This window comes from Clostridia bacterium (assembly GCA_035561135.1).
Lineage (GTDB): Bacteria > Acidobacteriota > Terriglobia > Terriglobales > Acidobacteriaceae > DATMYA01.
The window spans coordinates 1-13,887 of the sequence record DATMYA010000008.1 but is presented as its reverse complement, the minus strand read 5'-3'; the positions used below and the strand labels follow the sequence as shown (position 1 = coordinate 13,887).

The following is a 13,887-nucleotide window of genomic DNA, read 5'->3' as shown; positions in this document are numbered from 1 at the left end:
TTTGCAACCGCGACTCCGCTGCGCATCTCTAAATGCACCTGGAGGCGCCATGAAAGTGTTGCTCTCGATTGTGTTCGCATTTGTGCTTTCGCTCACCGCTCTCGCCGCGGAGAGCAAGCAGGTCACGTACAAGAGTGGCGATGATACCGTCACGGCGATGCTATACACCCCCGCAGGCAAAGGCCCGTTTCCCGCACTCGTCGTCATTCACGAGTGGTGGGGGCTCAACGACTGGGTCAAGGAACAGGCATCCAAGCTGGCTGATCAGGGATACGCTTCACTCGCCATCGACCTGTACCGCGGCAAAGTTGCCACCTCTCCGGACGAGGCGCACGAAATTATGCGAGGTCTCCCGGAAGATCGCGTACGCCGCGATCTCCTGGCCGCCTTCAACTATCTTGCCTCGCAGAAGAACGTGGACCCAAAGAAGATCGGTTCCATCGGATGGTGCATGGGAGGCGGATATTCGCTCATGCTCGCGCTCAACGAGCCTCGACTCGCAGCCTCTGTCATCAACTACGGACGCCTCGCAACTGAACCCGACGAACTCAAGAAGATCAATGCCTCCATTCTCGGGATTTTCGGCGGACAGGATCGCGGCATTCCTGTCGATAGTGTTCGAAAATTCGAGCAGCAGTTGAAGCAGATGGGGAAGACCGTCGAAATTCACATTTATCCCGATGCCGGTCACGCCTTCGAAAACGAGAACAATAAAGCCGGATACCGAGAAGCGGACACGAAAGAAGCATGGCAGAAGACTACTGCCTTCTTGCAGAAACACCTCAGTGCTGCCAAATGAGACTTTTTGATAAACTTGGGGCGGCCGCAAGCATATCTTCAAAGCAGCGAAAGACTGGCGCTCTTGCGGCCCTGAAGCTCGTAGTTGTAGTCAAGGCGATGGAGTTCGCCACAACCGCCGAACCATAACTGGAAAGCTTGTGCTGGAGGGAGTTCATCTTGCTTGCCTACGTCTGGGTTCCTCTCAGGGAAGCCTGGACTGATTTCAGGAAGCTAGGCTGCACGTTCAGGTGGTCTGTTGAAGTTCTCATGACTTTCGCCCGGTGTTGGGGAATCACTTATAATCAATCCAGCATCGCTGGTCGACCTCTCTGCATCAAAGGCTTGGGATCTGGAATGAACGGGACATCAAAAACAAAACCGAGAGTTCTGGTCGTTGACGACGAACGAGTGATCGCCGACACGCTGGCCATTATTCTCAACCAGCATGGATTCAATGCCTCTGCTGTTTATACCGGCACGAGCGCTGTCCAAACTGCCCGCGAAGTTCGCCCCGATCTCATCATCAGCGACGTGATCATGCCTGACATGAACGGCATCGAGGCAGCGATCAACATCCGCAACTTCCTGCCCGGCTGCAAAATTCTTTTGTTCTCAGGCCAGGCCGCCACGGCGGATCTTCTGGAAACCGCACGAGCCCAGGGACACGAGTTCGAAATACTGGCTAAGCCGGTTCACCCGCAGGACTTGCTCGCGAAGCTCCGCGAATAGCAAGGTCCTGAATCCACTGGCTTTCTTACGAGCCCAAACCAGCAGAAAAGGGGCCGCAGCCCCTTTTTATTTTTGTAAGTTGAACGGCTTCGCCGACTGCCAACGTTACATGTCCCGCCGGCCTTCCATAGCTTTCTGCATCGTTACTTCGTCTGCATACTCGATGTCGCTGCCTGCCGGAATGCCGGTTGCAATGCGCGTGACCTTCACCGCTGCATGTTTCAGCAGCCTTGAAAGATACACGGCTGTTGCTTCACCCTCGACGGTCGGATTCGTAGCCAGGATGATTTCATCGGCGTTTCCTTCCTCTACCCGGCGCACAAGGTTAGAAATCCTCAGTTGTTCCGGTCCGACGCCGTGAATCGGTGACAGTGCGCCGTGCAGCACATGATAGACGCCGTTGTACTGTCGAGTCTTCTCAATCGATGCGATGTTCGTCGGCTCCTCGACTACGCAGATCAGCCGCTGGTTACGAGTCATATTGCTGCAATAGACGCAGGGATCGACGTCTGTGATGTTGTTGCAAACCGAGCATAGGCGCAGATTCGCCTTCACGTCGCGAATCGCGTCGGACAACAACTCGGCATCCTGCTCGCTCGACCGCAGGATATGAAAGGCAAGCCGCTGTGCGCTCTTGCTGCCAACGCCTGGCAGCTTTTTCAACTCTTCTATCAATCGAGCCATCGGCTCGGCAAATCTCGACAATTCGTCTCTCCACTACATCCGTGCGCTAGCTTCAATTCGCGCCGCGATCCACTCCACGCGATCGCCAACTGTTTCAAAACATTCCCGGCAGTCCCATCCCGCCCAGCATGCCGCCGACGGTGGATTGCATTGCTTCGTCTACCTTTCGAGTCGCCTCGTTGATGGCCGCCATAATCATGTCTTGCAGCATCTCGACGTCGCCGGACTGCACAACGTCAGGCTCGATCTTGATGGACAGTACGTGCTTCTGTCCGTTCATCTTTACGGTCACGGTGCCGCCACCGGAGGACGCCTCCACTACCGTTTCCGCCATCTTCTGTTGCAGATCGCGCTGCATGTCCTGTGCTCGCGCCATCATTTCCTGGAGCTGTTTCGGATTCATCATTCCCACCTATCGGTCTTCGATAACCGTACGGACTTCGGCGCCGAATTTCTCGATCATTCGCTTCACCAGAGGCTCGTCAGCGGCGCGCCCATGCCCTGCTGCGGACTTGCTCCGCGCCAGCGGTTTGCCGGTGGAAGTCGGCGTGCCGCTCACGACGCGCACCTTGAGCGCGCCCCCAGCGATCTTGGATGCAGCCGCATTGACCTGCTTCTTCAGATCGGCCCCGAGCGCAAGATCGATCAGCTTCTGAGACATCGCCGCTTTGACGATTACTTCCGCGCCCTCGAGCGCCCAGTCGCCCTCTTCGAGCGATGAAAGCAAGATATTCTGCCCCGCCGCTTGCAAGGCAGCGAGCACCGCGTCGCGAACCGTCTCGACACTGACGTCGAAAGCCGCTCCTATGTTGACCGATGGCTGCGGAAGCTGCGGCTCAGGCGTTGCGACCGGTTCCACAGCCAACGCCACGGCTGTAGCGCCGCTCGTCATCATTGCTGGCGCGGCGTCCACGCGCGAGTGTGGACGCGGCGGAATGGACCGTGCGCTGTGTGAAGGAGCCGAGTTCACGGGCGGCATCGACGTCATCGGTGTGCTGCCAAACGGTCCGGACGATTCGGCACTCATGCTGCCTTTGGGGCCACTATCCTTGCGCGCCCTGTCAGCGTCGAATGGAGACGGGCGAGAGGGACGCGTCTCTGAGCCGAACGGCGATCCTCCGCGCTCTTGCTCGAACGGAGTGCGCGGCGGAGTTGCTGGCTGCGCAGGTCGGCCCGGCGCTGCCGAACCTGCCGCTCGCTGAGGAGAAGCCCCGGTGCTTCGCGCCGTTGCTGCTGGACGCGGCAGTGCCGCATCGCTCAACAACTGTTCCAGCGGCAGCAATCGTTGCGCATGTACCAACTTCAGAATGCCTAGTTCCAAATGGAATCGCTGTTCCTGCTTGTAGCTCACGTCGCCGTGCGTGCGCAAAATGATTTGTAGAAAACGCGTCAGGTCTTCTTCCGTGAAAAGCTCAGCAATGCGCACCACGCGCGCACGCTCGTCGGAAGAGATTTGCAGCAAGGGCGAGTCGCCGCCTGCTACCTTCGCCATGATTGCGTTGCGCAGGAAGCGCACCATTTGCTTCGCGAAGTGCACAACGCTGTGGCCTTCTACGATCAGCTTGTCCACGATGCGCAGCGCCTGCTCAGCGGAGTTTTCGTGCACCGCTTGCATCACATGTTCCAAGGTATCGGACGAAACCGTTCCAATCAGTCCGCGCACGACCTCTGCCGACAGGGAAGTGCCGCAGCAGGCGATCGCCTGATCCATGATGCTGAGCGCGTCGCGCATCGATCCGTCGCCGGCTTCGGCCAGCATTGCGAGCGCGTCGTCATCGACCTGCAGATTCTCCTGCTGTGCAATCGAGCGCAGCTGTCCCACAATGTCGTCAAAGCGCACGGCATGAAAGCTGAAGTGCTGGCAGCGTGACCGAATGGTCTGCGGGATATCTTCTGGCTGCGTCGTGGCCATCATGAAGATGACCCACGGCGGAGGCTCTTCCAGAGTCTTGAGCAACGCATTGAACGCCGCGTCGGTCACCTGGTGAGCTTCGTCGAGGATGAAAATACGGTAGCGGTCGCGCGCCGGTTCGGCCGTTGCCGTAGCGATGAGTCCGCGAACTTCTTCGATGCCACGGTTCGTCGCAGCATCGATTTCGATGACGTCCATCGCGCCCACCGAACCCTCACGAATCTCGCGACAGCTATCGCACACGCCGCAAGGCTCGCTGACTGGATGCTCCGCGGAGCGGCAATTGAGCGCCATTGCCAGGATGCGCGCAATCGTCGTCTTGCCGATGCCGCGATGTCCACTGAAGATGTAGCCGTGGGCGATGCGTTGCTGCTCGATAGCATTCTTCAGCGTGCGCGTGACGTGATCTTGTCCGATCACATCGGCAAACCGCTGCGGACGATACTTGCGTGCCAGAACCGTGTAGCTCATGGGAAGCGTCGATTATACCGTTTTGCCGACCCGCTCTGCCGTACAGCTTTTTGCTCTTCGCGACGACTCACTTGTGCCGCGGCTGTGCACCAGGCGAAAGGATAGGAGCCGCCTCAGTCAAGCCTAGCCCCGTGTCCAGTGGTCAGCGCGTTTTCGTCACGGGAACTTGCGCAGACGCTACAAGCGCGATACGCTGTGCCGTCACGAAAGTTCGAGATGGAAAGGCACGACCATGCAACTCAAGCTGAATACCCGCGTCATCGACGGCATTACGGTCATCGACTGCCATGGCCGCATCGTCTTCGGCGAAGAGTCCGCCCTGCTGCGCGACACAGTCAAGGCCACGCTCTCGAAGGCGAACCGCATCATTCTTAATCTTCACGAAGTTAGTTACATCGATAGCGGCGGGCTGGGAACTCTCGTAGGCCTTTTCACCTCCGCGCGCAGCGCTAAGGGCGACATCAAGCTTGCCAACCTGACGCCTCGCGTCGGCCAGCTTCTACAGGTCACGAAACTCGTCACCGTGTTCGACGTTCACGAAACCCTGGAGCAGGCGCTCAAGGCATTCGGACAGGCAGCCAAGGTCTAAACCGGCTCGGTCCTGATGTGGTTTGCCTCAGGCGTGGTTTGCCTCAAACAACGTTCGCTTGAGACGCCGTTCTTCAGAGATTGTTCACTTCAGGTGGAAATATCGCAGCGGGTCCTAGCGGACCCGCTTCTTCTTTTGCCCGGAACTCTTGCTCGTGGTGGGCCCGGAACGCTTGCTCGCCGCGCCGTTTTGCTTCTTGGTGGCGTTTGCTAGCTTCGTTGCGGCTCTCTTGCGCCGCGCGATTTCCTTCGGCGAATACATCGTTCCGCGGCAGTTCGGGGTTCCGCACGTGCAGGGCGCGTCGCCATCGCCGTCATACAGGAAGTAGTCGTAAACCAGCTCTTCGCCCGGCTGTATCTCGCGTATGGACATGATCCACACGCGATTGTCGTCGTCCTCTTCCGTCTCGCAATTCGGCGTGCAGGAGTGGTTCACGTACATCGCCATGCCATAACCGTCGATGACGGTCTCGCCGTCACCCACGCCGAACAGGTACGTGTACGGACGCCCTTTGTAAAGCTCGTCGGCGTCTTTGTGGGCCATGCGGTCGCCCGTGTACTCGAGCACGCGCACGCCAGCAGGAATCTTCTCCAGCGCAAAACAACCGGCAGCATGGATATCGGAGGAACGAATAATGACTTGAGGAATGATGACTGGAGGCATAAAAGAATTCAGTGCAGCTTCAACCCTGATTCAGACTCATTTCGACGAACTACGATCCGCCCGCAGTATAACGTAAGCCGACATTGCGGACGGCATCTGAAGCACGAGCTCTCTTCTGAGTATCAGTGCATGATGCGGCTTCTGCGACGGCCAGACGGTGAGCACCAGCGAACAGGAATCGGGATGCTGTATTCCGGAGCATCCCGATATAGCGATGAGGCGATAGAGGGAAGCGTTATGAACTTCGGCGAATGCAGGGCTAGCCTTTCTTGTCGTTGAATTGCCCTTCTCGACGGCCTCTCCCGTCCCTTGACCATGTCCCCTGCAGACTTCCCGGTATTCTCCATTCTCTGTATTTTGCACCGTGCGCTTATCACCCAATAAGCCACCCGTTGCACTGTCGACCACTCGTTCAAGGATGTTTCCACCAGGCCCGACATCTTTCCATTTATCTGACATTGTGACCTCCTGCGGGCCGGAATTCTACGCTACGGTGAGTTGTGGAGATTGATGTTTCGCCGGGCTTTGTGTTGGTACCGAGTACAATCCGTCTCGCATACCATTGGTGAGGCAAAATATGAAACGTTTACTATCGGCAATACTCGTTCTGTTCCCCATGTTGATGTTTGCGCAAGAGAAGCTGCCGTACCCTTGCGGGGCTGCCACCAAGTTCGAGGTTAAGACAGAGAGAAGCCTTCCACTGCCATCGGTTCCACCCGACAAGGGAATGGTTATCGTGGTCAGGGAACGCACGATGTTGTTCAATATCGGCGTGGCGATTGATGGCAAGTGGGTCGGTGCCACTCGGAAGGACGAGCCGAACTTTTTCTATCTTTTCCTTGACCCCGGGCAATACAAGTTGTGTGCGTACGGAGCGATCGGGCATTCAAATCTAATCCCCGGATTCCTTACGCTCAACGTGGAACCGAACAAGACTTACTATGTTGAGGCGAACTATCTCAGCGATTGGAAGAAGGGAAGGGCCACGGTCACCGTGCTTGACCCCGAGGAAGGTTCGCAGCTGGTAAAACGTGGCTATCTGGCTGTTTGGAAGCAGCAATAAACCTGCATCGTCGTTAGAAAGCATATACCGTAGCTTCACCGTACAGAATGTGGGTGAGGGTTTGTGCCATGAACAGTGACATGAAGAGTGAAAAGAAGACATACACCCACTTCCACAAGCAAAAAGCGCCCGGTGTGCTCCTGAGTCTTGCATTACTGGTGGCGCTCTATAGCCAGTGGAGTGATGGTGGAATTTGGAGAATTACGGCAATGGTGGGTGGAGCCTTGTTAGCAATCGGTTACTTGGTAGGGATGCTGCGGAACCCAGATAAGTGAAGACCTGAAAACGATATTGGTGGAGGCGAGGGGAGTTGAACCCCTGTCCGAAAACGCCACTGGTCAAGAGACTACATACTTAGTCACGTTCAAGCCGTGGGCCATTACCCCACAACGTTCGCCCTTCGCGCTAGGAACGGACAAGAAACGCGAGTGGCTAGCCTGTTGATCTCGCCTCGAATCCCCAGACGTAGGATCCAAAGCCAGTCCGCTGTGCGACGCCCTTCCGCAGCCCACGGACAAAGCCGCGGAGGACGGCAACTTAACTAATTAAGCTGCGTATGCCAGTTCAGTGTTGGCAATTGTGTTTTTGCACACGATCACGGGTGCGTGCACCCCGGTATGCCTCTTGGCCGCGAACATTTCCGTCGAAGCCGTGACGCCCCCATTTGGCGCTGCCCTAAACTTTCAGAAAAAGTCGGGGCCGGCTACAACGGCTTTAGCAGCCGTTGTCAAAGAACTACTTCCACTTTAGCAGGAGCCAGATGGAAGTCAACATTGTCAGTCTTAACGATTAGATGTCTGACGGGGGATAAGGTCGCAGGCTCGGGGCTCTGGCGAATCACAAAGCGGACGTCTGCATTTCGTCGAAGTGGTAGATGTGAACGCCAGGCTCGGCCTTCTGCGCGGCGACGACCATTGCGCGTGCGACGGCGGTCGCGGCAATTGGGCGATAGCGGCGCAGGCTGCCGACCAGGGCAGGCGCGATGACGGGAGCGATAGCCATCGCCACGCGTTCGCCGGGACGGTTCTCGGCACGATGGCCCAGCAGCAGGCTTGGGCGGAAGATGTGCAGGGCCGGGAAGCCGAGTCCGCGCAGTGCGTTTTCGAGTTCGCCCTTTGTGCGCAGGTAGAAGTTTCTTGAGTTCGCGTCCGCGCCCACGGAGGAAACCAGCAGGAACTGCGCGCCTTGTGCGCGGGCGGCGAGGGCCAACGCAAAGGGGTATTCGAGATCCACGCGACGGAAGGCCGCCTGCGAACCGGCTGTCTTGATGGTCGTGCCCAGGACGCAGAAAACATCATCGCAGGGCGGGATGTCGGAGAGAGCGTCGAAGTCCACGACGCGCGAGTCGAGGCGGGGATGGTTGAGACTCAGCGGACGCCGGACCAGGGCAGTGACCCTGTGGTAAGCCGGTGTCGCCAGAAGTTGATGGAGCAGCGTCGAGCCAACCAGTCCAGTAGCGCCGGCAATGAGGGCGGAAGGCATTCTCGATCTTCCTGTAATCCCGAGTTTCGCTGCTCTCGGATTTACCTAGACACCTGCGCGTTTCGGAAGCATTTCACCGATGCGGCGCATTTGGGCTCCTACGCCCTTCAGCTTTTCTTCGAGACGTTCATAGCCGCGGTCGATGTGGTAAACGCGGTCGATGATCGTCTCGCCCTCGGCCACCAGCGCTGCTATGACCAGTGAGGCGGAAGCACGAAGGTCGCTGGCGAGCACGGCTGCGCCGCTCAACTGCGTCTTGCCGCGGACAACCGCGCGACGTCCTTCGATCTTGATGTTCCCACCCATGCGAGTCAGTTCCTGGGCGTGCATGAAGCGGTTCTCGAAAATGTTCTCGGTGATGATCGACGTGCCTTCGGCCTGTGTCGCCAGCACCATGTACTGCGCCTGAACGTCGGTCGGGAAGCCTGGATATTCCTCGGTCGTAATGTCCGCGCCTTTGAGTGCGCCATCGCCCATCACGCGGACGGTGTCTGTGCCGGTTGTGAACTTTACGCCTGCTTCTTCCAGCTTTTGCAGCAGCGCCGTTTGGTGCGCAGGATCGCAGCCGCTAACCAGAAGGTCTCCGCCGGTAAGTGCGCCGGCGATGATGAATGTTGCGGCTTCTATGCGGTCGGGAATGATGCGATGACGGGCGCCGCCTAGCTTTTCGACCCCTTGTATGCGAATGGTCGAGGTGCCAGCGCCTTCGATCCTGGCGCCCATCTTGGTGAGCAACGCTGCAAGATCTGCGACTTCCGGCTCGCGCGCGCAATTCTCCATCACCGTCTCGCCCTCGGCGAGGACGGCGGCCATCAGCAGGTCTTCGGTGCCTGTTACGGTGATTTTGTCGAAGACGATCTTGTTGCCCTTCAGGCGTTCACAGCGGGCTTCAACGTATCCGTGTTCCTGTTTGATCGTCGCGCCGAGTCGCTCCAATCCCTTGATGTGCAGATCGATTGGGCGCGCTCCAATGGCGCAGCCACCCGGCATCGACACGCGCGCGAAACCCATACGAGCCACCAGCGGGCCGAGCACGAGTGTAGATGCGCGCATGGTTTTGACCAGTTCATAGCTGGCTTCGGGATTTCGGCTGAGGCCTCGGCAGCAGATCGTGGTGCGGTGGTGCGCGCGTCCGTAGCCAAGCTCGACCTCAGCGCCCATGGCGGCGAGCAGCCTGCGTTCGGTTTCTATGTCGCGGACTTGCGGGATGTTCTCCAGAATGACCGGTTCGTCGGTCAACAGGGCGGCGGCCATGGCGGGCAGCGCGGCATTCTTCGCGCCGCTGATGCGAACTGTGCCGAGCAGAGGATTTCCACCGCGAATTACGAACTTGTCCATCTATGATTCCTTGCAGCCGAAGTAAATCCCATTCTAAGTGCAAACCATACTGAGAAGCAGGAGTGAGTGACTGAATTCTGCGGGAAGTCTGCCTTAGAAGAGGGCGAGCCTGTTCTGTTTAACGTCCTCCGCCGCCTGCTCGAGTTGTTCGGGCTTGCCGAGGTCGCGCCAGTAGTATTCGTCGGCGCGGAAGGCGAGGATCTTCTCACCTGCGGCGGCGAGGCGCAGATACGTGGGAATGATAGGAAATACGCCCTCTTCCGTCAGCATACGGAGCAGGCGCGGCGAGATGACGTGTATGCCGGAGAACGCCAGGGCGTGCAGCCGTTGCATGAGAGGCGCGCTCCCACTTTGCGCGGTGCTCAGCGTTGGGTGCCCATCTGATGTTGGCTCTCGAACGATCTCCGGAGCGCCATCGCGTCCAGCGCGTCGGCCGCAGAGATGGAGTTCTTTGTCGAAGAGCAGGTAGCGCGAGGTCACGCGGTCCTGCACGGCGAGTGTCGCCAGGGCCTGACGTTCGGTGTGGAACTGCAACATGCGCCGGAGGTCGATAGTGCTGATGACATCGACGTTGTGCAGAATGAAGGGCTCGCCACTTGCGTCTTCAAGGAAGTTGCAGAGAAAAAAGTGCGCTGCTTTCTTAAGCCCGCCTCCGGTGTCGAGCAGAACGTCTTCGCACGAAATCGCGATGTTCATGCCGAAGTTGTCGTGCGCCTTTAAGTAGTCGATGACGAGATCTGCGAAGTGGTGGACATTGATGATGACGTCGCGCACGCCGAACGAGCGCAGGCGCGAAAGCGTAATCTCCAGCAGCGTGCGTCCGGCGACTTCCACCAGCGCCTTGGGGCGGTTGTTCGTGAGAGGACGCAGGCGCGTGCCCAGGCCGGCGGCGAGGATCATCGCTTTCATTTGCCCATCGCCTCCAGCTCACGATGATGCACGACTACTTCCAAGCCATTTTTCTCGCGAAGGCGCTTTGCCAATTGCTCGGCAAAGTACACGGAGCGATGCTGGCCTCCGGTGCAACCGAACGAAACCATCAGGTTCTTGAACCCGCGACGCTGATATTCCGTGACGCTCGCGTCCACCAGCGACATGACGCTGGCGAGGAACTGATGCGCTGTTTGCTGCTGGTTGAGGTAGTCGATGACCGGCGCGTCTTTCCCGGTGAGCGCCTTGAATCGCTCTTCGCGTCCGGGATTCGGGATTGCGCGGGCGTCGAAGACGAATCCTCCGCCATTCCCACTCTCGTCCTTCGGCCAGCCACGGTGGAATGAGAAGCTGGAGATGAGCACGGTGAGTTTGTTAGGGGAGGCCTCCGGCGAGAGCCCCTGTAGCGTCTCCGAAGCAAGCATGTTCTTGAAGGCGTCCATCAACGTCGGCAGCTTGATTGGCAGCTCGACATTGTGCAGGAGCCAGCGCAGGTTCTTGAGCGCATAAGGCACACTTTGCAGGAAGTGCGGCTTGCGTTCGTAGAAGCCGCGGAATCCATAAGCGCCCAGCGCCTGCATGATGCGCACATAGACAAACGCGTAGTAGTGCTGCATGAAGGCCGCGCGGTCGAGCTCGATGAACCCTGCGAGTGACTCGAGATAATCATCGAGCAGTTGCTGGCGGAACGAGGGCGGCAGGTCTGCCTTGGCGTCGTAGAGCAGGGAAGCGATGTCGTATTGCAGCGCGCCTCGGCGTCCGCCCTGGTAGTCGACGAAGAATGGCTGGCCGTCGCGAAGCATGATGTTGCGCGACTGGAAATCGCGGTAGAGGAAGTAGTCGCGTGGCGCGCTCAAGAGGAATTTCTTGAGGCGGCTGAAGTCGTCTTCAATCGCCTGCTCGCTGAACGCGATTCCGGCGAGGCGAAGGAAGTAGTACTTGAAGTAGTTCAGGTCCCATGCGATCGACTGGCGATCGAAGCTGGCGCGCGGGTAAGCGACTTTGTAATTCAGATCGCGTCCGGCTTCTACCTGGAAACGCGGAAGCAGGGCGACAACCTTTCGATACGCTGTGACGACCTCGGGAGCGATGTCGTCGCCGACGCGATTGCCCGAGAGAAACTCGAAGAGCGTCATGTCGCCGAGGTCTTCTTCGAGATACGCGCTCTGGCTCAGATCCTCAGCGTAGATTTCCGGCACTGGCAGCCCGTGACGACGGAAGTGCCGCGAGAACTCAAGGAACGCGACGTTCTCTTCTCGTACGTCATGAAGAACGCCTATCGCGCTGACTTTTTCGCCAGCAAGACGGACTATTTTGCGCCCGGAGCCGCCAAGCTGTCCCTGCAGCGGTTGAACGCGCTCGGCGGGTGAGCGGAAGTGCTGCTCGAAAAGTTGTTTGAGAACGTCCATCAATATAAGTTCCAGGCGTTAGCGTTCGGAGCCAGCGCAGTACAGTGTAACGGAAACGCCATGCAACCATTTCTACTCTCGCCATTGCTGTCGAGACACAAATGATTGACGAGTGTTGACGGGGGCTGGGCTCAAGACTCCTGCGAGAGCGCTTCGACGATGGCATCATGGACCGAAGGCCGAACCTGCTTGATTGCCTGAGAACTGCGATCGGGCCAAACGCGATTCGTCAACAACGTCACCGAAAGCTGGCGCTCGGCGTCGCACCAGAGAGAGGTTCCGGTATAGCCAAGGTGCCCGTATGAACGTGGCGAGAAGTGGCGTCCGGATTGCGACGGTTGCGAAGGAGTGTCCCATCCGAGGGCGTGGGATGTGCCCGGTGGCAGCGACTCTCGCCGGGTAAACATGTTGACCGTTGCTGGGCGCACGACAGGCGCGCCGCCAGCGAGCATGCAATGTGCGAAGAGGGCGACGTCGTATGCGGATGCGAAAAGGCCCGCGTGTCCACTGACGCCGCCCATTACGCTGGCGTTCTCGTCATGAACCTCGCCCTGGACGACGCGCATTCGAAAGTCTCGATCATCCACCGTTGGGGGGATGTGCCGCCGCCACTCTGCGGGCGGGCAGAAGGCGGCCGATGATATTTCGAGTGGAGCGAAAACTTCACGCGAACAGAAGCGGTCGATTGACTCGTTCGCAACCCGTGACAAGAGTTCGCCCAGGATGATGAATCCTATGTCGCTGTATTCGGCGTGCGTCATGGGATCGGCTTTGAGCGGCATCGTCATGGCGGACGCTATGAGCGTGTCCCGCGTGGATGCGCGATTGTACAGTTGCTCGTATGCCGGCAAGCCAGACGAGTGCGCGAGAAGCATGCGCACGGTAATGCTCTTCCGGCGCGGATCAGAACTGCCGGCGGCGAACTCGGGTGCGATGGCGACAACGGGTGCCTCGATGTCGAGCAGGCCGCGCTCAAACAGGAGCATTGCCATCGATGTTGTCGCGACGACTTTCGTGAGCGAGGCGAGGTCGTAAACAGTCGTGGGGCTCACGTGCGGCGAGCCGGCATCGTAGGTGAAGCGTCCGAACGCGCGCCAGATGATGAGCTGGCCGCGGTGCGTCACGGCAAGCACGGCACTTGGGAAAGCGTGGTTCGCAATCGCTTCGGTCACCAGGTCAAAGGCGCTCGCAAACCGGGCATCCTGTTCCTGAAAAGCTGGCAGGAGCGACTGCATTGCGGCAGCGGGTTTGGCTGGCTCAGTCATCGCGGAGCGGTGCGTTAACGCCACCTATCATAAACTCTCACGCACCCCGCTCCCGGCGTGGTAGATTCGGCAAAACTTTTGGCACTCCTAAAAAACGTGAAACCTGGCAAAAGAGTCTTCGCGATATTTCTGTTCCTCACGATACTGTGCGGCATTGCGCCTGCGCAGGAAAAGAGAAAGTCCAACGCTGTTGCGGGCGCACGTCCGAAGCCGGCGGCGCATCTCTCGCGGTTGAACACTGCATCCGATCGCTTCGCAGCCGTTGAGTCGGTTGTGCTTTCGGCCATTGCACACGGGCAGATTCCGGGCGCGGTGCTGGTCGTCGGGCACGGCGGGCGGGTGGTGTATCGCCGGGCATTCGGGATGCGATCGCTGGAGCCTCGCAGAGAAGCGATGACGCTGGACACCGTATTCGATGTTGCGTCACTGACGAAGTGTGTGGTTACCGCGATGTCGGTGATGCGGATGGTTGAGCTTGGGCAAGTTCGCCTGAACGATCCTGTCGCGAAGTACATTCCCGAGTTCGGAAGCAACGGCAAGGATCAGATCACGATTCGGCAGTTGGCTACGCA

At 58.5% G+C, this 13,887-nt stretch carries 14 protein-coding genes and 1 other RNA gene; 5 read left to right on the top strand and 10 right to left on the bottom strand.

What is annotated here, in order from left to right; all coding sequences use genetic code 11:
* The first annotated feature begins 49 nt into the window (after positions 1 to 49).
* Positions 50 to 799: a dienelactone hydrolase family protein gene (locus VN622_00380; GenBank protein HWR34308.1), complete on the top strand. Its 750-nt coding sequence runs from the start codon at positions 50 to 52 to the stop codon at positions 797 to 799.
* A 335-nt stretch (positions 800 to 1,134) separates the two neighbouring features.
* Complete coding sequence (locus VN622_00375; protein HWR34307.1) at positions 1,135 to 1,509, top strand: response regulator; 375 nt, start codon at positions 1,135 to 1,137, stop codon at positions 1,507 to 1,509.
* Positions 1,510 to 1,614: 105 nt separating this feature from the next.
* Here the strand turns inward: VN622_00375 and recR are convergent, their stop codons facing one another.
* The 3 genes from recR to dnaX all read right to left on the bottom strand — a co-directional run bounded on the left by recR (position 1,615) and on the right by dnaX (position 4,576).
* Positions 1,615 to 2,214, bottom strand: a complete 600-nt coding sequence (gene recR / locus VN622_00370) for a recombination mediator RecR (protein HWR34306.1) — start codon at positions 2,212 to 2,214, stop codon at positions 1,615 to 1,617.
* A 73-nt stretch (positions 2,215 to 2,287) separates the two neighbouring features.
* Positions 2,288 to 2,596, bottom strand: coding sequence for a YbaB/EbfC family nucleoid-associated protein (locus tag VN622_00365; GenBank protein ID HWR34305.1), 309 nt, complete (start codon positions 2,594 to 2,596; stop codon positions 2,288 to 2,290).
* Positions 2,597 to 2,605: 9 nt separating this feature from the next.
* Complete coding sequence (gene dnaX / locus VN622_00360) at positions 2,606 to 4,576, bottom strand: DNA polymerase III subunit gamma/tau (GenBank protein HWR34304.1); 1,971 nt, start codon at positions 4,574 to 4,576, stop codon at positions 2,606 to 2,608.
* Positions 4,577 to 4,808: 232 nt separating this feature from the next.
* On the opposite strand from dnaX, the gene VN622_00355 reads away from it, so the two are divergent.
* Positions 4,809 to 5,165, top strand: coding sequence for an STAS domain-containing protein (locus VN622_00355; GenBank protein ID HWR34303.1), 357 nt, complete (start codon positions 4,809 to 4,811; stop codon positions 5,163 to 5,165).
* Between the two features lie 114 nt (positions 5,166 to 5,279).
* Here VN622_00355 and VN622_00350 read toward each other — a convergent pair whose 3' ends face one another.
* On the bottom strand, positions 5,280 to 5,828 hold the full coding sequence (locus tag VN622_00350) for an SET domain-containing protein-lysine N-methyltransferase (GenBank protein HWR34302.1): 549 nt from the start codon (positions 5,826 to 5,828) through the stop codon (positions 5,280 to 5,282).
* Positions 5,829 to 6,405: 577 nt separating this feature from the next.
* Between VN622_00350 and VN622_00345 the strand changes: the two genes are divergently transcribed.
* Entirely contained in the window at positions 6,406 to 6,891 is a 486-nt protein-coding gene (locus tag VN622_00345) for a hypothetical protein (protein HWR34301.1), read from the top strand.
* Between the two features lie 292 nt (positions 6,892 to 7,183).
* Here VN622_00345 and ssrA read toward each other — a convergent pair.
* From ssrA to VN622_00315, 6 genes are all read right to left on the bottom strand, one after another.
* Positions 7,184 to 7,553, bottom strand: a transfer-messenger RNA (tmRNA) gene (gene ssrA / locus VN622_00340).
* Positions 7,554 to 7,728: 175 nt separating this feature from the next.
* The gene (locus VN622_00335) at positions 7,729 to 8,373 is read right to left on the bottom strand and encodes an NAD(P)H-binding protein (GenBank protein ID HWR34300.1); all 645 of its coding nucleotides are present in this window, start codon (positions 8,371 to 8,373) and stop codon (positions 7,729 to 7,731) included.
* 45 nt (positions 8,374 to 8,418) lie between these two features.
* Positions 8,419 to 9,711 (bottom strand): UDP-N-acetylglucosamine 1-carboxyvinyltransferase, encoded by a 1,293-nt coding sequence (gene murA / locus VN622_00330; GenBank protein HWR34299.1) that lies wholly within the window; start codon positions 9,709 to 9,711, stop codon positions 8,419 to 8,421.
* Positions 9,712 to 9,804: 93 nt separating this feature from the next.
* Complete coding sequence (locus tag VN622_00325) at positions 9,805 to 10,620, bottom strand: nucleotidyltransferase family protein (protein HWR34298.1); 816 nt, start codon at positions 10,618 to 10,620, stop codon at positions 9,805 to 9,807.
* A complete protein-coding gene (locus tag VN622_00320; protein HWR34297.1) occupies positions 10,617 to 12,050 on the bottom strand; it encodes an RNase adapter RapZ in 1,434 nt (477 codons plus the stop codon). The genes VN622_00325 and VN622_00320 overlap by 4 nt, the downstream gene beginning before the upstream one ends.
* Positions 12,051 to 12,181: 131 nt before the next feature.
* Complete coding sequence (locus VN622_00315; protein ID HWR34296.1) at positions 12,182 to 13,339, bottom strand: serine hydrolase domain-containing protein; 1,158 nt, start codon at positions 13,337 to 13,339, stop codon at positions 12,182 to 12,184.
* A gap of 54 nt (positions 13,340 to 13,393) precedes the next feature.
* Here VN622_00315 and VN622_00310 point away from each other — a divergent pair.
* Positions 13,394 to 13,887 (top strand): serine hydrolase domain-containing protein (locus VN622_00310; GenBank protein ID HWR34295.1); only part of this gene is annotated, 494 nt, incomplete at its 3' end.